Origin of the sequence: Pseudonocardia adelaidensis, assembly GCF_039543345.1 — a bacterium.
GTDB lineage: Bacteria > Actinomycetota > Actinomycetes > Mycobacteriales > Pseudonocardiaceae > Pseudonocardia > Pseudonocardia adelaidensis.
The window spans coordinates 25,726-45,098 of record NZ_BAABJO010000006.1 but is presented as its reverse complement, the minus strand read 5'-3'; the positions used below and the strand labels follow the sequence as shown (position 1 = coordinate 45,098).

At 74.1% G+C, this 19,373-nt stretch carries 19 protein-coding genes and 1 riboswitch; of the genes, 11 read left to right on the top strand and 8 right to left on the bottom strand.

Going from position 1 to position 19,373, the window contains the following annotated elements; translation table 11 throughout:
- Positions 1 to 2: 2 nt before the first annotated feature.
- Entirely contained in the window at positions 3 to 464 is a 462-nt protein-coding gene (locus ABEA81_RS09265) for a MarR family winged helix-turn-helix transcriptional regulator (RefSeq protein WP_345604472.1), read from the bottom strand.
- 35 nt (positions 465 to 499) lie between these two features.
- On the bottom strand, positions 500 to 1,516 hold the full coding sequence (coaA, locus tag ABEA81_RS09260) for a type I pantothenate kinase (protein ID WP_345604471.1): 1,017 nt from the start codon (positions 1,514 to 1,516) through the stop codon (positions 500 to 502).
- 228 nt (positions 1,517 to 1,744) lie between these two features.
- On the opposite strand from coaA, the gene ABEA81_RS09255 reads away from it, so the two are divergent.
- From ABEA81_RS09255 to ABEA81_RS09240, 4 genes are all read left to right on the top strand, one after another.
- Positions 1,745 to 3,067, top strand: a complete 1,323-nt coding sequence (locus tag ABEA81_RS09255) for a hemolysin family protein (protein WP_345604470.1) — start codon at positions 1,745 to 1,747, stop codon at positions 3,065 to 3,067.
- Between the two features lie 97 nt (positions 3,068 to 3,164).
- Positions 3,165 to 4,217, top strand: coding sequence for a hemolysin family protein (locus tag ABEA81_RS09250; protein ID WP_345604469.1), 1,053 nt, complete (start codon positions 3,165 to 3,167; stop codon positions 4,215 to 4,217).
- 145 nt (positions 4,218 to 4,362) lie between these two features.
- Positions 4,363 to 5,427 carry a DUF4037 domain-containing protein gene (locus ABEA81_RS09245; protein WP_345604468.1) on the top strand — a complete coding sequence of 355 codons (1,065 nt, stop codon included), beginning with the start codon at positions 4,363 to 4,365 and terminating at the stop codon, positions 5,425 to 5,427.
- Positions 5,428 to 5,684: 257 nt separating this feature from the next.
- Positions 5,685 to 7,235, top strand: a complete 1,551-nt coding sequence (locus ABEA81_RS09240) for a peptide MFS transporter (RefSeq protein WP_345604466.1) — start codon at positions 5,685 to 5,687, stop codon at positions 7,233 to 7,235.
- Here the strand turns inward: ABEA81_RS09240 and gcvP are convergent.
- From gcvP to ABEA81_RS09210, 6 genes are all read right to left on the bottom strand, one after another.
- Entirely contained in the window at positions 7,178 to 10,066 is a 2,889-nt protein-coding gene (gcvP, locus tag ABEA81_RS09235) for an aminomethyl-transferring glycine dehydrogenase (protein ID WP_345604465.1), read from the bottom strand. The genes ABEA81_RS09240 and gcvP overlap by 58 nt on opposite strands.
- Positions 10,067 to 10,216: 150 nt before the next feature.
- Positions 10,217 to 10,309: riboswitch (glycine riboswitch) on the bottom strand.
- 83 nt (positions 10,310 to 10,392) lie between these two features.
- On the bottom strand, positions 10,393 to 10,971 hold the full coding sequence (locus ABEA81_RS09230) for a MerR family transcriptional regulator (protein ID WP_075953851.1): 579 nt from the start codon (positions 10,969 to 10,971) through the stop codon (positions 10,393 to 10,395).
- A gap of 142 nt (positions 10,972 to 11,113) precedes the next feature.
- A complete protein-coding gene (locus ABEA81_RS09225) occupies positions 11,114 to 11,587 on the bottom strand; it encodes a bifunctional nuclease family protein (RefSeq protein WP_147259945.1) in 474 nt (157 codons plus the stop codon).
- A 96-nt stretch (positions 11,588 to 11,683) separates the two neighbouring features.
- On the bottom strand, positions 11,684 to 12,136 hold the full coding sequence (garA, locus tag ABEA81_RS09220; RefSeq protein ID WP_345604463.1) for a glycogen accumulation regulator GarA: 453 nt from the start codon (positions 12,134 to 12,136) through the stop codon (positions 11,684 to 11,686).
- Positions 12,137 to 12,276: 140 nt separating this feature from the next.
- Positions 12,277 to 12,663: a glycine cleavage system protein GcvH gene (gene gcvH, locus ABEA81_RS09215; protein WP_345604461.1), complete on the bottom strand. Its 387-nt coding sequence runs from the start codon at positions 12,661 to 12,663 to the stop codon at positions 12,277 to 12,279.
- A 9-nt stretch (positions 12,664 to 12,672) separates the two neighbouring features.
- A complete protein-coding gene (locus ABEA81_RS09210; RefSeq protein ID WP_345604460.1) occupies positions 12,673 to 13,326 on the bottom strand; it encodes a CDP-alcohol phosphatidyltransferase family protein in 654 nt (217 codons plus the stop codon).
- 65 nt (positions 13,327 to 13,391) lie between these two features.
- Between ABEA81_RS09210 and ABEA81_RS09205 the strand changes: the two genes are divergently transcribed.
- From ABEA81_RS09205 to ABEA81_RS09175, 7 genes are all read left to right on the top strand, one after another.
- Positions 13,392 to 13,895, top strand: a complete 504-nt coding sequence (locus tag ABEA81_RS09205; protein WP_345604459.1) for an OsmC family protein — start codon at positions 13,392 to 13,394, stop codon at positions 13,893 to 13,895.
- Positions 13,892 to 15,472, top strand: a complete 1,581-nt coding sequence (locus ABEA81_RS09200; protein ID WP_345604458.1) for an acetolactate synthase large subunit — start codon at positions 13,892 to 13,894, stop codon at positions 15,470 to 15,472. Before ABEA81_RS09205 ends, ABEA81_RS09200 begins: the two co-directional genes overlap by 4 nt.
- Positions 15,473 to 15,681: 209 nt before the next feature.
- On the top strand, positions 15,682 to 16,728 hold the full coding sequence (locus ABEA81_RS09195) for an MEDS domain-containing protein (protein ID WP_345604457.1): 1,047 nt from the start codon (positions 15,682 to 15,684) through the stop codon (positions 16,726 to 16,728).
- Positions 16,725 to 17,696 (top strand): ATP-binding protein, encoded by a 972-nt coding sequence (locus ABEA81_RS09190; protein WP_345604456.1) that lies wholly within the window; start codon positions 16,725 to 16,727, stop codon positions 17,694 to 17,696. Before ABEA81_RS09195 ends, ABEA81_RS09190 begins: the two co-directional genes overlap by 4 nt.
- 246 nt (positions 17,697 to 17,942) lie before the next feature.
- Positions 17,943 to 18,740 (top strand): AfsR/SARP family transcriptional regulator, encoded by a 798-nt coding sequence (locus tag ABEA81_RS09185; protein WP_345604455.1) that lies wholly within the window; start codon positions 17,943 to 17,945, stop codon positions 18,738 to 18,740.
- A gap of 81 nt (positions 18,741 to 18,821) precedes the next feature.
- Entirely contained in the window at positions 18,822 to 19,058 is a 237-nt protein-coding gene (locus tag ABEA81_RS09180; protein WP_345604454.1) for a hypothetical protein, read from the top strand.
- Positions 19,055 to 19,372 (top strand): DUF4235 domain-containing protein, encoded by a 318-nt coding sequence (locus tag ABEA81_RS09175; RefSeq protein ID WP_345604453.1) that lies wholly within the window; start codon positions 19,055 to 19,057, stop codon positions 19,370 to 19,372. Before ABEA81_RS09180 ends, ABEA81_RS09175 begins: the two co-directional genes overlap by 4 nt.
- Position 19,373 lies beyond the last annotated feature (1 nt).

Below are 19,373 nucleotides of genomic sequence, written 5' to 3'. Positions count from 1 at the left end.
GTCTAGTCGTCCTCGACCAGCAACGCCTCGAGGGCCGGGAGCGCGGCGACGATGCGCTGCCGGTCCTCCTCGGCGAGGCGGACGAGGCGGCGCGCCACCAGTGCGGTGCGATGGCTGCGCACTTCAGCGAGGCGGGCGGCGCCGTCCTCGGAGAGGACGATGCGCACGCCCCGGGCGTCGTTCGGGTCCGGGGTGCGGATCACCAGCCCCTGCTCGTCGAGCGAGGCGAGCACCCTGCTCATCGTCGGCGCCGTCACCGCCTCGCGGCGGGCCAGCTCCGACAGCCGTAACGGGCCGTGCTGCTCCACCGTGACCAGCGCGGACAGCTGCAGGGGCGGGATCGACTCCCGCCCGTCGATGCGGATGCGGCGGTGCAGGCGGCCGACGACGAGCCGCAGCCGGGCGGCGAGCTCGGTCTGCACCTCGGTGGCCGCGTCCTCGGTCTCCACGGACCCGGTGGTCATCGACACATGGTGCCAGGTGCCGTCGGGCCGCGTGCTCATACCTTGCGCAGTCGGATGCCGGTGACGTTGTGCTTCGGGCCCTTGCGCAGCACCAGGGTGGCGCGGCCGCGGGTGGGCAGGATGTTGCGCTCCAGGTTGGGCCCGTTGATCTCCGCCCAGATGCTCTCGGCACGTGCGACCGCGCCGGCCTCGTCGAGCGCCGCGTAGCGGCGGAAGTACGAGTCGGGATCGCGGAACGCGGTCTCGCGCAGCCGCAGGAATCGCTCGACGTACCAGCGGCGGATGTCCTCCGTGTCGGCGTCGACGTACACCGAGAAGTCGATGAAGTCGCTCACCGCGAGCGCGGGCCCGCCCTCCCGGGACGCCTGCGCGGGCTGCAGGACGTTGAGGCCCTCCAGCAGCAGGATGTCCGGCCGGTGCACGGTGGAACGCGCGCCGGGCACGATGTCGTAGGTCAGGTGCGAGTACACCGGGGCCGACACCTCCGCCCGCCCCGCCTTGACCTCGGTGACGAACTGCAGGAGCGCCCGCCGGTCGTAGGACTCCGGGAAGCCCTTGCGTGCCATCAAGCCGCGCCGTTCCAGCTCCGCGTTCGGGTGCAGGAAGCCGTCGGTGGTCACGAGCGCGACGCGCGGGTGCTGCGGCCAGCGCGCGAGCAGCAGCCGCATGAGCCGCGCGGTGGTCGACTTCCCCACCGACACCGACCCACCGATCCCGATCACGAACGGGGTGCGTGCGGTGGTGGCGCCGAGGAACGTCCGGTACGCGCGGTAGAGCCGCCCGCCCTCCTGCACGTGCAGCGTCAGCAGCCGCGACAGCGGGAGGTACACCTCCCGCACCTCGTCGAGGTCGACCTCGTCGCCGAGGCTGCGGACCTGGTCGAGCTCCTCCGCGGTGAGCGGGAGCGGGGTGTTGGCCCCGAGGCGGGCCCACGACTCCCGGTCGAAGTCGACGAACGGCGAGGAATCCTGCGCGGACGAGACCTGGGCCTCCCCCCGCAGTTCCGGAGGGACCCAGGTCTCAGGCAACGCGCCGGTGCGAACGCCGCTCATCCGGTCAACGTAGATCCCGCGCGGCCGGATCGCCCCTGTTCGTGACCGGAGTGACTCCCGCGGGACCCCGCACCGGCGCGGTCATACACTGGGGCCTCCGCTCCAGGAGGAAGACGCCGTGCCCACCGCACGCCCCACCGAACCGGGCTGCAGTAGCAGGCCGGGTCCGACCCGGCGCCCCCTCACCTGCCCTGCTCCCTCCCCGGCCATCCCCCGCCGAGGCCGCGGATGACCGTCCTCCTGTCCGTACTCGGACTGGTCGCCGTCGCCGCACTCACGCTGGGCACCGCGATCTCGGTGGCATCGGAGTTCGCGCTCACCGCCCTGGAACGCAGCCAGGTCGACGCCCACGTCGCCGAGGTCGGCGACCGGCGCGCCCGGGCCGTGCAGCGGGCCCACCGCGCCCTGTCGTTCCAGCTGTCCGGCAGCCAGCTCGGCATCACGGTCACCACGCTGGTCACCGGCTACGTCGCCGAGCCGGCCATCGCGTCGCTGTTCCGACCGGGGCTGGCCACGATCGGGTTCTCCCCCGGCATCGCCGCCGGCACCGCCACCGTGCTCGCGCTGCTGCTCGCCACGGGCCTGTCGATGGTGTTCGGGGAGCTCGTGCCGAAAAACCTCGCCATCGCGGGCCCGCTGCGCGTCGCCCGCGCGGTGGTCTGGCTGCAGAGCGGCTTCGCGCACGCGTTCCGGTGGCTCATCAACGGGCTCAACACCGCCGCCAACGCGGTGGTGCGCAGGCTCGGCGTGGAACCCGCCGAGGAACTGCGCTCGGCCCGCTCGGCCCGCGAGCTCAGCTCGCTGGTCCGCAGCAGCGCCCAGCACGGCACCCTCGACGCCGGCACCGCCACGCTGATGGACCGCTCGCTGCGGTTCACCGACCGGGTGGCGGAGGACCTCATGACCCCCCGGGTCCGCGTCGAGTCGCTCGACGCCGACGCCACCGTCGCCGACATGGTGGCGCTCGCCCGGCGCAGCGGCTTCTCCCGCTTCCCCGTGCACAACAGCGACCCCGACGCCGTGCTCGGCGTGGTGCACGTCAAGCAGGCGTTCGGGATCGAACCCGATCAGCGGGGGCGCGTGCCGGTGGGTGATCTGGTGCAGGACGTGCCCACCGTGCCCGGATCGCTCGATGGCGACGAGCTGCTCACGCGGCTGCGCAGCTCCGGTCTCCAGCTCGCCGTGGTCGTCGACGAGTACGGCGGCACTGCAGGCATCGTCACCCTCGAGGACCTCGTCGAGGAGATCGTCGGCGACGTGCGCGACGAGCACGACCGCGCCGAGCAGGCGACGGTGCGCCCCCTCGGCCGCGGTAGCTGGCTGGTGTCCGGGCTGCTCCGGGACGACGAGGTGGCCGACGCCACCGGCTTCCCGATGCCCCCCGGCGCGTACGAGACGCTCGCCGGCCTCGTGCTCACCCGGCTCGGCCGCATCCCCGACGTCGGCGAGGAGGTCACCGTCGACGGGTGGCGGCTCACCGTCGTGCGCCGCGACCGCAACCGGGTCGCCGAGCTGCGGCTCGCCCGGCCGGGGGCCGAGGAGGAGACGTGACCGAGCTTGCGAGGTCACCGTTCGGCGCAGCACCGCGCCTGACCCGCCTCCCGCTCCCACCGGGCACGGCGCCGCGGAGCGTCAGCGAGGTGGTGTCGTGACCTCGGACCTGCTCGCGCTGCTCGCCGCCATCGCGCTGCTGGGTGCCAACGCGTTCTTCGTCGGTGCCGAGTTCTCGCTGATCTCCGCGCGGCGCGACCGGCTGGAGGCGATGGCCGGTGCGGGCACGGTGGGCGCGCGCACCGTGCTGCGCGCCCACGCCGACCTGTCCCGGATGCTCGCGGCGTCGCAGCTCGGCATCACGATCAGCTCGCTGCTGCTCGGCCGCCTCGGCGAACCCGCCGTCGCCCACCTCATCGAACGCCCCATGGGGTGGTTCGGGCTCCCCGCGGCGCTGGTGGACCCGATCGCGTTCACGATCTCCCTCGCGATCGTCGTGGTCGCGCACATCCTGCTCGGCGAGATGGTGCCGAAGAACATCGCGATCGCGGGGCCGGAGCGCACCGCGATCCTGCTGGTCCCGCCGTTCCTGGTGTTCACCACGGTGATGCGGCCGCTGATCGAGCTGTTCAACGTCATCGCCAACGGGGTGCTCCGCCTGCTGCGGGTGGAGCCGCGCGACGAGCTGGAGGCGTCGTTCACCTCCGGCGAGCTCGCCGACCTCATCGCCGAGTCCGGCCGCGAGGGCCTGCTCGACGACGACGAGTCCCGCCGGCTCACCCGCACCCTCAGCTCCGCTGAGGCCACCGTGGCCGACGTACTCGTGCCCGTCTCGGAGGCCGTGATGCTCCCGGCCGACCCCACCGTCGGTGACGTCGCCCATGCCGTCGCCGAGACCGGGTTCTCCCGGTTCCCGGTACGGGCCGCGAGCGGCGGCCTCGCGGGATACCTGCACGTCAAGGACGTCCTGGACCTCGTCGACGATCCGGAGGCCGCGGTCCCGGCCCCGCGGGTGCGCACGCTGCCCGAAGTGCCGGCGTCCGCGCGGCTCGACGAGGCGCTCGCCGTGTTGCGCCGCGCGCGGGCCCACCTCGGCCGCGCCGTCGGCGCGCGCGGCGAGACCGCCGGTCTCGTGGCGATGGAGGACCTCGTCGAGCACTACGTGGGTGAGGTCAGCGACGCCACCCACGCCCGGGAGCACCAGGCCTGACGGCGCGGCCCGCTCCCCCGCGACCGGCGGCGGGGTCGTTGCGGTCGGTGATCGTCAATCTGTGATTGACGATCAGTATGCGTCAATGAATCATTGACGGCGTAATGGGGGTGCCGTGATCATCCGGACTCGCCACGATGACGGCGTGTTCGTCCCCGGTCTCCAGCTCTCCCGCACCTTCTACGCCGAGGCCGTGCGCCCGCTACTGGCCGATGTCCGGCACTCCGCGGCACGCATCGGATCCGGCTCCGAGGTCCTCGGCTTCGACACCCCCCGCTCGGCCGATCACGAGTGGGGGCCGCGCCTGCAGGTCTTCCTCTCCCCCGCCGACGCCTGGCGCATCCCCGGCCTCGACCGCCGCCTCGCCGACCGCCTCCCCCGCGCCTTCCATGGGTGGCCCACCCACTTCGAGGCCGTCGAGGGCGATCGCGTCGGCCACATGGCCCACACCGACGGCCCCGTCCGGCACCGCGTCGAGATCACCACCGTCGGCGCCTGGTGCCGCGACCACCTCGGCATCGAACCCGGCGCCGAACTGCCCACCGCCGACTGGCTCGCCCTGCCCACCCAGGCGCTCGCCGAGGTGACCGCCGGCGCCGTCTTCCACGACTGGCTCGGCGAGCTCGAGCCGCTCCGGGCGGCCCTGACCTGGTACCCGCCCGACGTCTGGCGCTACGTCCTGGCCTGCCAGTGGCAACGCATCGCGCAGGAGGAGGCGTTCGTGGGCCGGGCCGGCGAGGTCCGCGACGAGCTCGGCTCCGCCCTCGTGGCCGCCCGCCTCGTCCGCGACCTCGTGCGGCTGGCCCTGCTGCTGCACCGGCGCTACCCGCCGTACAGCAAGTGGCTCGGCAGCGCCTTCGCGACACTCCCGGTGGCCGCCACCCTCGGCCCGGTCCTGCGGGGCACCCTCGCCGCCGCCGCGTGGCGGGAACGCGAACACCACCTCGGCACCGCGTACGAGGCCCTCACGGCCGTGCAGAACGACACCGGCCTCGCCGCGTCCGTCGACCCCACGACCCGGCTCTACTTCGACCGCCCGTTCCGGGTGCTCAAGGCCGACCGCATCGCCGACGCCCTCCTCGCCGCCGTCGGCGATCCGGCGATCGCTGCACTCCCCCGCATCGGCGCCATCGACCAGTACGCCGACAACACCGACCTCCTCACCGACACCGCGCGGCGCCAGGCCATCGCCCGCGCTGCCCTCGCGTAGCGGGCCCTTGCCGGCGGGGACGGCGCGGTCGGCCGGCGCGGTCATCGAATGGTTGGCGAAACGGAGGCGTCAATGTTTCGTTGACATCGAGAGTGGTTGCCGTCACACGTATCAGATCCGGACCCCCGCCCCTCCTGGGGGTGGACGGGTGGGACTGGAGGGGGCCCGCCCGTCCACTCCTGCCTCCGCCCGCCGGGCGGATCAGCCGCACCGGTGAGAGGGTGGCCGGGTCAGCGCCCGCCACCCGGACAGGACCGATGCCGAGCACCGCCACCGTCCCTCAGACCGGCTTCTTCGGACACCCGCGGGGTCTCGCCACCCTCTTCGGCACCGAGATGTGGGAGCGCTTCTCCTACTACGGGATGCGCGCGATCCTGCTGTTCTACATGTACGACCAGGTCAGCGAGGGCGGCCTGGGGATGCCACAGCCGCTCGCGGCCGCGCTCGTGTCGGTGTACGGCGCGTCGATCTACCTGTCCGCGATCGCGGGCGGCTGGGTGGCCGACCGCCTGATCGGGCCCCGCCACACCGTGCTGTACGGCGGCGCCCTGATCATGTGCGGGCACGTCAGCCTCGCCCTGCCGCTGGGCCGGCCCGCCCTCTACGCGTCGATGGCGTTCCTCGTGGTCGGCACCGGCCTGCTCAAGCCGAACATCTCGCAGTCGGTGGGCGCCCTCTACCCGGCCGACGACCGGCGGCGCGACGCCGGTTACAGCATCTTCTACATGGGCATCAGCGTCGGCGCGGTGCTCTCCCCGTTCGTCGTCGGGACGCTGGGCCAGCGGATCGGCTACCACGTCGGGTTCGGCGTCGCCGCCGTCGGCATGCTCATCGGGCTCCTGCAGTACGTGCGGGGCTGGAAGTACCTGGGCGACGTCGGCCTCCGCCCGGCCAACCCGATCCGCGAGGAGCCCGCCGGCCGGCGCCGGCTCGGGCTGATCGGGACCGCGCTGGCCGTCATGGTGCTGGTCGTGGCCGTGCTCGCGCTGAGCGGCTGGCTCTCGATCGAGGGGGTCGTCGACGCGCTGAGCGTGCTCGCCGTCGTCGTGCCACTGGCCTACTTCGTGGCGATGCTCCGCAGCCCGAAGGTCTCCCCTCCGGAGCGGGCCCGGGTGTGGGCGTTCGTCCCGCTGTTCGTGGCGTCGGCCTGCTTCTGGCTCGTCCAGGAGCAGGGCTACAGCGTGCTCGCCACGTACGCCGACACCCGCGTGGCGCTGGACGCGTTCGGCGTCCCGCTCGCGTCCTCCTGGTTCCAGTCCGTGGGCTCGTTCGTGCTCATCGTGCTCACCCCGGCCTTCGCGGTGCTGTGGACCCGCCTCGGCGACCGCGTGTCCACGCCGCAGAAGTTCGCCGCGGGCCTCACCCTCGCCGGCATGTCCTACCTGCTGCTCGTGGTCCCGGCCACCGCATGGGGCACCTCCGTGCCGGTCGGCCCCCTGTGGCTGGTCGCGAGCCTCGCCGTCGTGACGGTCGGCGAGATGTGCCTGTCCCCCATCGGGATGTCCGCCACCACCCGGCACGCGCCGGCCGCGTTCCGGAGCCAGACCATGGGGCTCTGGCTCGCGTCGAACGCCGCAGGGCAGGGCATCAGCGCGCAGATCGTGCAGCTCTACCGGCCGGACACCGAGGCCACGTACTTCAGCCTCATCGGCCTCGCGGCCATCGTGCTCGCCGCCGTGCTGCTCGCGCTCGCGCCGCTGCTCACCCGTACGCTGCGCCGGGCCGACGCGGGCCCGGCGCAGGACGAGGATCAGGACGAGAACGCCGACACCGGCGGGCAGCTGCAGACGAGGTTCCGGTCGCCGTAGGCGCCCTCGATCCGCCGCACGGGCGGCCACACCTTCCGGTCGTGCACGCCCGGCGTGCCGCCCATCGGGTAGGCCGCGATCTCACGCGTGTACGGGTGGTCCCACTTGTCGGCGAGGCACGCGGCGGTGTGCGGGGCGCCGCGCAGCGGGTTGTCGGTGACGGGCCACTCCCCCGTCGCCACGCGCTCGATCTCCTGCCGGATACCGATCATGGCGTCGACGAACCGGTCGATCTCGGCGAGGTCCTCGCTCTCCGTGGGCTCCACCATGAGCGTGCCCGCCACCGGGAACGACATGGTCGGGGCGTGGATGCCGTAGTCGGCCAGCCGCTTGGCCACGTCGTCGATGGTCACGCCGGTCTCCTTGGAGATGGCGCGCAGGTCGAGGATGCACTCGTGGGCCACGTGGCCGTCCGCGCCCGCGTACAGCACCGGGTAGTGCTCGCGCAGCCGCGCGGCCACGTAGTTCGCCGCCGCCACCGCCGTGAGCGTCGCCCGGCGCAGGCCGCCCGCGCCCATCAGCCGCAGGTACGCCCACGAGATCGGCAGCACGCCCGGGCTGCCGTGCGGCGCGGCCGACACGGGTCCCACCTCCCCGCGCCCGGGCAGGAACGGCACCAGGTGCTCCGCCACGGCCACCGGGCCGACGCCCGGCCCTCCCCCGCCGTGCGGGATGCAGAACGTCTTGTGCAGGTTCAGGTGGCTGACGTCGCCGCCGAAGGCACCCGGCCGGGCCAGCCCCACCAGGGCGTTGAGGTTCGCGCCGTCCAGGTAGACCTGGCCGCCCGTCGCGTGCACCGCGTCGCAGACCTCCCGCACCTGCGCCTCGTACACCCCGTGCGTGGACGGGTACGTGATCATCAGCGCGGCCAGCGACGACCCGTGCTCGGCGATCTTGGCGTGCAGGTCGTCGAGGTCGACGTCCCCGGTGGGCGCGGTGGCCACCACGACCACGCGCAGGCCCGCCATCACCGCCGACGCCGCGTTCGTGCCGTGCGCGCTGGCCGGGATCAGGCACACGTCCCGGTGCCCCTCCCCCCGGCTGCGGTGGTAGGCCGCGATCGCGAGCAGGCCCGCGAACTCGCCCTGGCTGCCCGCGTTGGGCTGCAGCGACACGGCCGCGTAGCCGGTGAGCTCCGCGAGCCAGCGCTCGAGGTCGGCGATCAGCTCGAGCGTGCCTGCGGCGTCGGCCGCGGGGGCGAACGGGTGCAGGTTCGCGAACTCCGGCCAGGTGATCGGCTCCATCTCGACGGCCGCGTTGAGCTTCATCGTGCACGAACCCAGCGGGATCATCGTGCGGTCCAGCGCGAGGTCGGCGTCGGCGAGGCGGCGCAGCCAGCGCATCAGCGAGGTCTCGCTGCGGTGCTCGTGGAACACGGGGTGCGTCAGGAACTCCGACGTGCGCCGCAGGCCGGCGGGCAGGGCGTCGTCGGTGGCAGCGTCGAGGTGCGCCACGTCGAGGTGCGCCACGTCGAGCCGGCCCGCGTCGTCGTCGACCCCGAACACCGCCCACAGCGTCTCCAGGTGGGCCACCGTGGTGAGCTCCGAGCACGCGATGCCGAGCGTGTCGGCGTCGACCCGGCGCAGCGCGATCCCGGCGGCGTGCGCGGCGTCGGCCACCTCATCGGCACGGCCGGGCACGCGCACCCGCACGGTGTCGAAGAACTCCCCGTGCACCACCTCCACGCCGCGTGCCCGCAGGCCCGCGGCGAGCACCGCAGCCATCCGGTGGGTGCGCAGCGCGATCCGGCGCAGCCCGTCCGGGCCGTGGTACACGGCATAGCAGGCCGCGACGACGGCGAGCAGCACCTGCGCGGTGCAGATGTTCGACGTCGCCTTCTCGCGGCGGATGTGCTGCTCGCGGGTCTGCAGCGCCAGCCGCAGCGCCGGGTGCCCGTCGACGTCGCGGGACATGCCGACCAGCCGCCCCGGCAACTGCCGGGCGTGCTTCTCGCGCACCGACAGGTAGCCCGCGTGCGGGCCGCCGAACCCGAGCGGCACCCCGAACCGCTGGGTGGTGCCGACGACGGCGTCCGCGCCCAGCTCGCCGGGCGGGGTGAGCAGGGTGAGCGCCAGCAGGTCGGCGGCCACGGCCACCAGCGCACCGCGCTCGTGGGCGGCCGCGATCAGCGGCTCCGGGTCGCGGACGGCCCCGGAGGCGCCCGGGTAGCTCAGCAGCAGCCCGAACAGCTCCCCCTCCGGGAGCCCGTCCTCCACGTCGGCGACGACGAGGTCGATGCCCAGCGGCTCGGCCCTGGTCCGCAGCACGTCGAGGGTCTGCGGGAGCGTGTCGGCGTCCACCACGAACCGCGGCGAACTCGCCTTCCCCGCCCGCCGCAGGAGCGTCATCGCCTCGGCCGCCGCGGTGGCCTCGTCCAGCAGCGACGCCCCGGCCACCGGGAGGCCGGTGAGGTCGGCCACGACCGTCTGGAACGTCAGCAGCGCCTCGAGGCGGCCCTGGCTGATCTCCGGCTGGTACGGGGTGTAGGCGGTGTACCAGGCCGGGTTCTCCAGCACGTTGCGGCGGATCACGGGCGGCGTGACGGTGCCGGCGTAGCCCAGCCCGATCATCGGCACGGTCACGGTGTTGCGCGCGGCGAGGGCTCGCAGCTCGGCGAGCACCTCGGCCTCCGTGGCCGCGGGCGGAAGCGTCGACGCGCCCGGCTCCCGGTCGCGGATGCTGCCGGGGACGGCCGCTGCGGCGAGCTCGTCGAGCGAGGAGGCGCCGATGGCCGCCAGCATCGTCTCCATCTCGTGCGGGCGGGGCCCGATGTGGCGGTCGGCGAAGGGCGTGCCCCGCTCCAGGTCGGCGAGTGCGGGTCGGTCGGACACGAGATCCTCCAGGCGGAGCGGGCTGCGGGCCAGGGTGGAACCACCCTCCCCCTCTGTCCCCGCCCGGTGACCGGGCGCCTGAGAGATTCGCCCCGTGACCGGAGCTTTCCCCGTCGGCGGACGGGCATGCCCGTCGCTTTCCAGAGGCGTCTCGCCCATGCGGTCCTGCTGCCTGAGAGGTTCCGGGGAGGAGTTGCTCCTTCGGCGCCCGGTCAGGGACCGGGACTCTCCCGCATGGGTTCGGCGACTACCGGAGGAATGCTACCGGTGCGGCCCGCCGGTGGACCCGCGACTCGCGCGTGGGTGCGAGCGGCGCTGGTGCCGATTCAGCTGATGGCGCGCCGCGCCCGGCGGCGGGACAGCTCGTCCTCGGGGGCGTCGTCGACGCTGCCACCGTCGGCCCGCTCCACCGGGAAGTCCTTGATGGAGCCGCTGATCTCCTTCATCGCCCCGCCGACCGCGATGCCGAACACGCCCTGGCCGCCGCGCAGCAGGTCGACGACCTCCTCCGGCGAGGCGCACTCGTAGACCGTGGTGCCGTCGCTGAACAGCGTGATGCCGGCCAGGTCGCGGATTCCGCGGCGGCGCAGGTGCTCGACGGCCACGCGGATGTTCTGCAGCGACACCCCGGCGTCCAGGAGCCGCTTGACGACCTTGAGGACGAGCACGTCCTTGAACGAGTACAGCCGCTGCGAGCCGGAGCCCGCCGCGCCGCGGATGGACGGGACGACGAGCCCGGTGCGCGCCCAGTAGTCCAGCTGGCGGTACGTGATGCCGACGACCTGGCACGCGGTCGGCCCGCGGAAGCCGACGAGCTGGTCGGGCAGGCCGTCGAACCCTTCTCCGAGCAGCGGGTCAGGGAAGAGCTCGCCCTGCTCGGGCGCGCCGGACGGCGGCTGCTCCACCGAACTCCTTCCGCCGGGGCCCGGCTCCGACCACCGGGGGGTCTGCCGGAGCCGACGGGCTGAGAGGAACCGACGATATGAGCAGGCGAGCGCCCGGTCAACGCGGCGCGCCGCCCGGGTGAACCCGGGGGGCGGGGCCGCTCTAGGGCTGGGCGCCGCGGAAGTCCTCGGGGGAGATCGAGTCGAGGAACTCGCGGAACTTCTCGACCTCGTCCTCCTGCTCGTCCGGGATGATCAGCCCGGCCTCGGCGAGCACGCTCTCCTCGGCGTGGATCGGCACCCCGATCCGCAGCGCCAGCGCCACCGAGTCGCTCGGGCGCGCCGACACCGTGATGCCGCCGTCGAACACGAGCTCCGCGTAGAAGGTGCCCTCCTGCAGATCCGTGATCCGCACCTGCTCGAGGCGCCGCCCCAGGGCGTTGATCACGTCCTTCAGCAGGTCGTGGGTGAGCGGCCGGGCGGGCTTGACGCCCTGCTGCTCCAGCGCGATGGCGGTGGCCTCCACCGATCCGATCCAGATCGGCAGGTAACGATCGCCCGTGGTCTCCCGCAACAGGAGGATCGGCTGGTTGGCCGGCAGTTCGACCCGTACCCCCACGACGCGCATCTCGCTCATCGCACTGCTCCTCCTCGCGATCCTGCGCTTCCCGACGCTACACGGCGCACCCTGCCTGCGCCCGACTCCGGACGGGTCGCGGCGGTGGCCGGGAGGTCAGCTCCGCCCACCGGGCTCGCGCGGCCCGGTGAGGAAGACGAGACGGAACTTCCCGATCTGCACCTCGTCGCCGTTCGCGAGCACGGCGGTGTCGACCGGCTCCCGGTTGACGTAGGTGCCGTTCAGGCTGCCGACGTCCACGACGACGAACTCGCCCGCGTCGCTGCGGAACTCCGCGTGGCGGCGCGACACGGTGACGTCGTCGAGGAAGATGTCGCTGTCCGGGTGGCGTCCGGCGCTCGTGGACGGCCGGTCGAGCAGGAAGCGCGAGCCGGCGTTGGGGCCGCGCTTGACCACCAGCAGGGCAGAGCCGGCGGGCAGCGACTCGACACCGGAGACCGGCTGGTCCTGGGCCGGGGACTCGGCCTCGGAAAGGAAGTCCGCGCGGAAGACCGACGTGGTCTCCGGGGAACGCTCCGGTGGCACGCCGGGCCCGTCGTTCGTGGTCACCTCGGGGTCTCCTCCTGGTGGTGGGCGGGTGTGGTGCCCTGGTCTCGGGTGCGGTCAGTGTGACGCCGTGCGGGCGAACGCGCGCGGGCGGCGTCGGATCAGGCAAACCTACCGTGCGACGGTGGGGCCGGAAGGCCCGGTCAGCTCCCCGTGAGCTCCCGGTACGCCGCCGCGTCGAGCAGGTCGTCCGGGAGCCCCTGCGCGTCGCCGGCGAGCCGGACCTCGAACATCCAGCCCTCCTCGTACGGGCCGGAGTTGACCAGCTCGGGGTTGGCGTCCAGCGCGTCGTTGACCGCCGCGACGGTGCCGGCGACGGGCGAGTAGATGTCCGACACCGACTTCGTGGACTCGACCTCGCCCACGGCCGCTCCGGCCGTGACCTCCTCGCCTGCGGAGGGCAGCTGCACGAAGACGACGTCGCCGAGCTGGGACTGGGCGTGGTCGGTGATACCGATCCGAACCACCCCGTCCCCCAGGTCGCGCACCCACTCGTGGGCGTCGGTGTAGCGGAGGTCCTCGGGGATCACGCGGAAAGCCTAGTCCTCGGGTGGGGGGCCTCCCGCGACCCCCGCCCGATCAACCGGCGTGCGCAGCGCCCGGACGAACTGCGCCAGGTAGAGCGCCCCCGTGTACAGGTAGAGCGCGGTGCCCCACACCGAGAACGCGTAGGCGAACGGGCGGGCGAGGTCGGCGAACCACCCCTGCGCCTGCGCGGCGAGCAGCAGCGGGAACGCGTACAGGAGCAGGAAGGTGGCGCCCTTGCCGAGGTAGGTCACCTGGTAGGGCCCGTACCCGCGGGAGCGCAGCACCGGGAGCGTCGCGGCGAGCACGAGGTCGCGGGCCACGAGCGCGATCACCGCCCACCAGGGCACGACGTCGCGCACGCCCAGCGCCAGCAGCGCGGCGAGGATGTAGAGCCGGTCCACGGCCGGGTCCAGGAGCGCGCCGAGCGCGCTGTACTGCCCGAGCAGGCGCGCGAGCTTGCCGTCGAGCCAGTCGGTGATCCCGCCCAGTGCCAGCACGACGATCGCCCAGACGTCGGCACCCCACGCGGCGCCGCCGGGCACCAGCAGCAGGTACAGGAACACCGGCACCCCGGCCAGCCGCAGCAGGCTGAGCAGGTTGGGCACCGTGAGCACCCGGTCGCGACCCAGCTGCGCCAGCAGGCTGGTCAACGACGGTTCGGCCACCCGCAGAGCCTACTGACCTCCCCCGCGGCGTCGCGCAGCGCGACGGCGCGAGGCACGATGCGGTGATGGACGCATCGACCCTCCGAGAGCTGCAGACCCCGCTGAAGGCTCGCTACCGCGAGGACCCGGCCGCCGCGGTCGTCACCCTCACCGCGGACGGCGAGCTGGACGGCACCGGCGTGGCCTGCCGCGTGCGCACGGCCACCGCGCTCGCCGAGGCGGGCCTGCACCCGGCCACCGGCGGCGACGGCACGCAGCTGTGCTCCGGCGACATGCTGCTCGAGGCGCTCGTCGCGTGCGCGGGCGTCACGCTGCGTGCCGTGGCCACGTCGCTCGGGCTGGAGGCGAGCGGCACCGTCCACGCCGAGGGCGACCTCGACTTCCGCGGCACGCTCGGCGTGGACAAGGAGGCCCCGGTCGGGTTCCGCGAGATCCGCCTCCGGTTCGACCTCGACACGGCCGCGAGCGAGGACGAGGTCGCCACGCTCGTCCGGCTCACCGAGCGCTACTGCGTGGTGCTGCAGACGCTGAAGTCCTCCCCCGCCACCTCGGTGAGCGTGCGGGCGTGATCGGGGCGCACGCACTCCTGCGGTCGCTCGTGGCCGGCGGGGTCGACACCTGCTTCGCCAACCCCGGCACCTCCGAGATGCACTTCGTCGCCGCGCTCGACGGGGTGCCGGAGATGCGCGCGGTGCTCACCCTGTTCGAGGGCATCGCCACCGGCGCGGCCGACGGTTACGCCCGGATGGCGGAGCGGCCCGCCGCCACGCTGCTGCACCTCGGACCCGGCCTGGGCAACGGCCTGGCCAACCTGCACAACGCCCGCCGGGCCGGCACGCCCGTCGTCGCCGTGGTCGGTGACCACGCCACCACCCACGCGAAGTACGACGCGCCGCTGCAGTCCGACATCGCCGCGATCGCGGGTGCGGTGTCCGGCTGGGTGCGCGAGAGCACCCTCACGGCCGAGATCGGCGCGGACGCGGCCGCCGCGGTGGCCGCGGCCCGCGCCGGGCAGGTGGCGACGCTCGTGCTGCCTGCGGACGTCAGCTGGGACGAGGGTGGGGAACCCGTTCGGGGGCCGGACCCGGTCGCACCGCCGGCCGGCGCGGAGCCGGACGCGATCCGCGCGGCCGCCCAGGCGCTCGCGTCCGGGGAGCCGTGCGTCCTGCTCGTCGGCGGCGATGCCACCCGGGCCGCCGGGCTCGCAGCGGCCGACCGGATCGCCGCCGCCACCGGGGCGCGGGTGCTCGCCGAGACGTTCCCCACCCGCCTCGAGCGCGGGGCCGGGATCGCGCCCGTCGACCGGCTGGGCTACGTCGTCGACGTGGCGGTGCGGCAGCTCGCGGGAGCACGCCACCTCGTGCTCGTCGGCGCGCGTTCGCCGGTGTCGTTCTTCGCCTACCCCGGCAAGGAGTCCGACCTCGTGCCCGCCGGCTGCCGCGTCCACGCCGTCGTGCCCCGGGAGGGCGCCGTCACCGGCGGCACCGCCACCGCCGCCCTGGAGGAGCTCGCCGACCTGCTGGCCCCGGGCACGGCCCCGCGGCCGGCTCGGGCCGCGCGGCCCGAGCTGCCCACCGGGCCGCTCACGGTCGAGAGCGCCGCCGCCGTGGTCGGCGCGCTGCTCCCCGAGGGCGCGATCGTCGTGGACGAGTCGGTGACCTCCGGCCTCGGCCTCCCGGCCGTCACCGCGGGCGCCCCGCCCCACGACTGGCTCACGCTCACCGGTGGCTCGATCGGCTACGGCCTGCCGGCCGCCACCGGCGCCGCGGTGGCCTGCCCGGACCGGCCGGTCTGGTGCCTGGAGGCCGACGGCAGCGCCATGTACACGATCTCGGCGCTCTGGACCCAGGCGCGGGAGGGACTGGACGTCACGACGCTCGTGTACCACAACAGCGCCTACGCCATCCTCCGCATGGAGCTCATGCAGACGGGCGCCGCCGGGCACCTCACCGGCGACGGGGCACGCGCCAGGGCGCTGCTCGACCTCGACCGGCCCGACCTCGACTTCGTGGCGCTCGCCGCCGGGATGGGCGTGCCCGGCGAGCGCGTCACCACGGCCGACGAGCTGGCGGCCGCGCTGCGCCGCGCCGCCGCGGAGCCGGGGCCGCGCCTCATCGAGGCGATGGTGCCGCCACTGGTGCCCTGATCTGGCCTTTCCCGGCCCGGGCCGGGTCCGTTCACCGCGGCGATCATGCGCTTCGTCGTTCCCGCCCGACCGGCCGGCCCGCCTACCGGCCCGGGGACGTACAGTGTGTCCCGCGTAACGCTGCGTCCGCATCGGTAGCCGGGGCGGACGGGCGTTCGTCGTGTGCTGTGCTGACCTGACGCTTGTGTTCGCTCGTCCCGGGATGCGTGATGACGACAACGGTCGAGGACTGCGGGTCCGTCGACCATGCCGTCGCGGTGCCCGTGAGCGACGAACAGCTGTGGCAGATCTCCGCCGAGTTCCTCGCGCACGGGCTCGTCCGCGGCGAGCACGTCATCTACTTCGACGACGGCACCTCCGACCGCGTGCTCGAACGGATGACCGACGACGGCGTGGCGGTGGCCGGGCCGCTGCGCGAGGGCCGCTTCACCATCGTCCCGAGCGACCGGCACCGCTCGCCCCGCGAGGTCGCCGAGGCGGTGCGCGCCACGGTCGACGCCGCACTCGCCGCCGGCTACCCGGCCGTGCGCATCACCGGCAGGCTCACGTTCGCCGTGAAGCACGCCGCCGGAGACACGCGCGCGTCCGGCATGGCCGACTACGACCGGGTCATCGAGGAGGTCGTCCGCGACCGGCCGGCGCACGTCCTGTGCATCTACGACCGGGCCCGCTACCCGGAGGAGGTCGTGGAGGCGATGCGGGCCGCGCACCGCACCGAGGTCGTCGCGCCCGCGATCTACGACGACGGCCTCCTGCGGATCACCGCGCTCGGCCCCGGCTCCGCCCGGGTCGCCGGCGAGGTGGACCACAGCAACCGGCCGCGCATCCGCAGCTTCCTGGAGGCCGCGCTCGACAAGGCGCTGCGCCTCCCGGACGCCCCCACCGACATCTGCCTCGACCTGTCGTCGCTGCGTTTCCTCGACGTCGCGGGTGCCGTCGGGCTCGTCCACGCCGCCGAGGAGTTCCCCAACGCCCACCGGCTGGTGCTCACCGGCGTTCGGCCCCGGGTGCAGCGGGTACTGGACCGGTGCGGGGCGCCGTTCGCCACCCAGCTCGTCGTGCGTACCCGCAGCGACCAGCCACCGGCCGCACATCCCCACGCCGACGACCTCGAGAACGAGCGCACCGTGATCGAACAGGCCCCGATCGAACAGGCCCCGCACGAGCAGGACCGGCACCCGCGCCACTCCGACGACGCCCCATCGGACGGGGAGCCCCCGAACGACGGGGCGCGGAACGCGCAGGCCCCCGCATGAGGATCGAGACCACCCGCTCGGCCAACGCCGTCCGCCTCGAACACGCCGCCGGGTTCCACGCCTCCACCACCCACCTGATCGACCAGCTCGTCCCGCTCGTGGAGCAGGCCCTCGACCGCGACGAGCCGCTGGCCACGGCGCTGGAGCCGGGCACGGAGCGGGCACTCGCCGACCGGCTGCACGGCGGCCTCCCCTCCGAGGACCGGGTGGTCCGCCTGCACCGGCCGGACGGTGGCCCCGCCGGCGCGTCCGCACAGACGCTCGCCGCCCGGTGGGCCCTCGAGCTGCGCGCGATGAGCGTCGCGAACGGCCGCCCGGTCACCGTGGTCAACGAGCACGCGGCCGCCTTCGACGGCGCCGACGGCCGCTTCTGGACCGAGCTCGACGCTGCGCTGAACGTCGCGCTCGCCGACCTGCCGGTGCGCGTCACCTGCTTCTACCCCGAGCTCCCCCTGCACCTGGAGATCCTCGACGGGGCGCGGCGCAACCACCCGCTCCTGCTCAGCGACGGCGAGCTGCGGCACAACCCCGGTCACCACGACCCACGCGCCGTCCTCACCGCGCGGCCGGCCGCCCAGCCGCCGCTGCTCGGCCCGCCGGACCTGCGGATGACGTTCAGCGCGTGGCAGCTGCACGAGGTGCGCAGCACCGTCGAGCAGGCGCTGTCCGGCCGCGGCTACGAGCGCGAGCGGGTCGAGGACGTCGTGCTCGCCGTCAACGAGCTGGCCACCAACGCCGTCGAGCACGGCAGCCCGGAGGCGCAGCTGTCGCTGTGGACGGGACGGGACGGGCTGCTGTGCGAGATCGACGACGGCGGCACCCTCCGCGACCCGTTGCCCGGGCTGCAGGCCCCCCACCCGGCCGAGCCCCGCGGGCGCGGCGTCTGGATCGCCCGCCAGCTCTGCGACTCGCTCCACGTGTGGGCCGACGGCCGGGGCACCCACGTTCGGGTGCACGCCACCCCATGAGTAAGATGGCGGTGACTCGCACGTCACCCGGACGGCCGCAGAGCAGCCGGAAGTGTGACGAACATGCCCCTTGGCAACGCGGTCGCTCGGGAGAACACTCTTTCGCGGACTCGGGCGCTGTCACGCCGCCGACGGGTCCCTGCGAGCTTCCAGCCGGGCACTTCCACACATGGGACGATCATGTCTGACGATCAGCGACGATCTCGCACGACTCAGGCGCATCCAGGCGCCCGGCACGCGGTGCGTGTGCTGGGGTCCTTCACCCTCGTCTCGGACGGGGCCGCCGTCCCGCTCGGGGTCGACTCGCGCAGGCTCGTCGCCTACCTCGCCGTGCACCCCCGCCCGCAGGAGCACGCCGCGCTCGCTGCCGACCTCTGGCCCGGCGTCCCCGCCGCGGCCGCCCAGCGCCTCCTGAACGAGGCGGCCACCGCCGTCGGCATCCCCACGCTCTTCAGCGACGGCGACCTCGAGGCACCGCTCGCCCTCGCCGCGGACGTCCAGGTCGACCTCGCCGACGCGCTGGGCCTCGTACGGGCCCTCCCCGAGATCCCGGCCACCGACAGCCCCGACATCGCGCTGCTGTCGGCCGACATCCTGCCCGGCTGGACCGCCGCCTGGATCGCCGTGGAGCGCGAGCGGTTCCGCCAGCTGCGGCTGCACGCGCTCGAGGAGCGCAGCCTGCGCCTGTCGGCCGCGGGCCGGCACGCCGAGGCCGTCGCGCTCGCCGAGATGGCGGTGCGCACCGCACCGAGCCGGGAGAGCGCGCGCCGGGCCCTGATCGAGGCCCACCTCGCCCAGGGCAACATCGCCGCCGCCGTCGCCGAGTACGACGCCTACGAGGAGCTGCTGCGCTCCAGCGTCGGCGGGCCCGCCTCCAGCAGCCTCGACGCGCTCTTCCCGCCGTCGCCGGTGTGGCCCGTGCTGCGGGCCCGCCGCCCGATGCCGCGCTCGGCAGTGCAGCTGCCTGCGCTGCGCGCGGTCCGGGGCGCCGTGGGCGGCAGCCGCCGGCTCGTCTCGGGTGGCGGGGCCTCGCGCCCGTACTGATCTGCACTGATCCGCTCGGAACGGCGCCCGCGCCACCGGTTTTCCGTGTTCGGGACCCGCAAGATCGGGTACCCGGACGTCATGCACAGGACCTCCGAACCGGACGTCGAGGCCGACCCGAAGGTCGCGCGGAGCCGCGACGCGGGCGGCGTCGAGCCCGATCGCAAGGATCGCCCTGATCCGCGCCACGGCGACCCGGACGGGCCGAGCACCACGGGCACCGACGAGAACGAGGAGTTCGTCGGGCGCGTCGCCGGGGAGGACGCCGGCGCCGAGGGCGAGACCGGCGCCGAGGCGCGCGCGGAGAGTGAGCGATGAAGCGCGGGGACGGCAACGAGCTGACCGGCCTCGAGAAGCTCGCCTACAAGCCGATCGGGCTGCTCTTCGGGCTGATCGGCGGCCTGCTCGCCGGCAAGGTCTTCGGGATCGTGTGGAAGCGGATCTCGAACGAGGACGAGACGCCGCAGCCGCTGTCGGACGACTACACCACCCGCGAGGTGCTGCTGGCCGCCACGCTGCAGGGCGCGATCTTCGGATTGATCAAGACCGCGGTGGACCGGTACGGGTTGAAGGGCGTCCGGCGCTTCCTGGACACCCCGCGCCCACCGGCGCGCCGCCGAGTGGAGGTGTGAA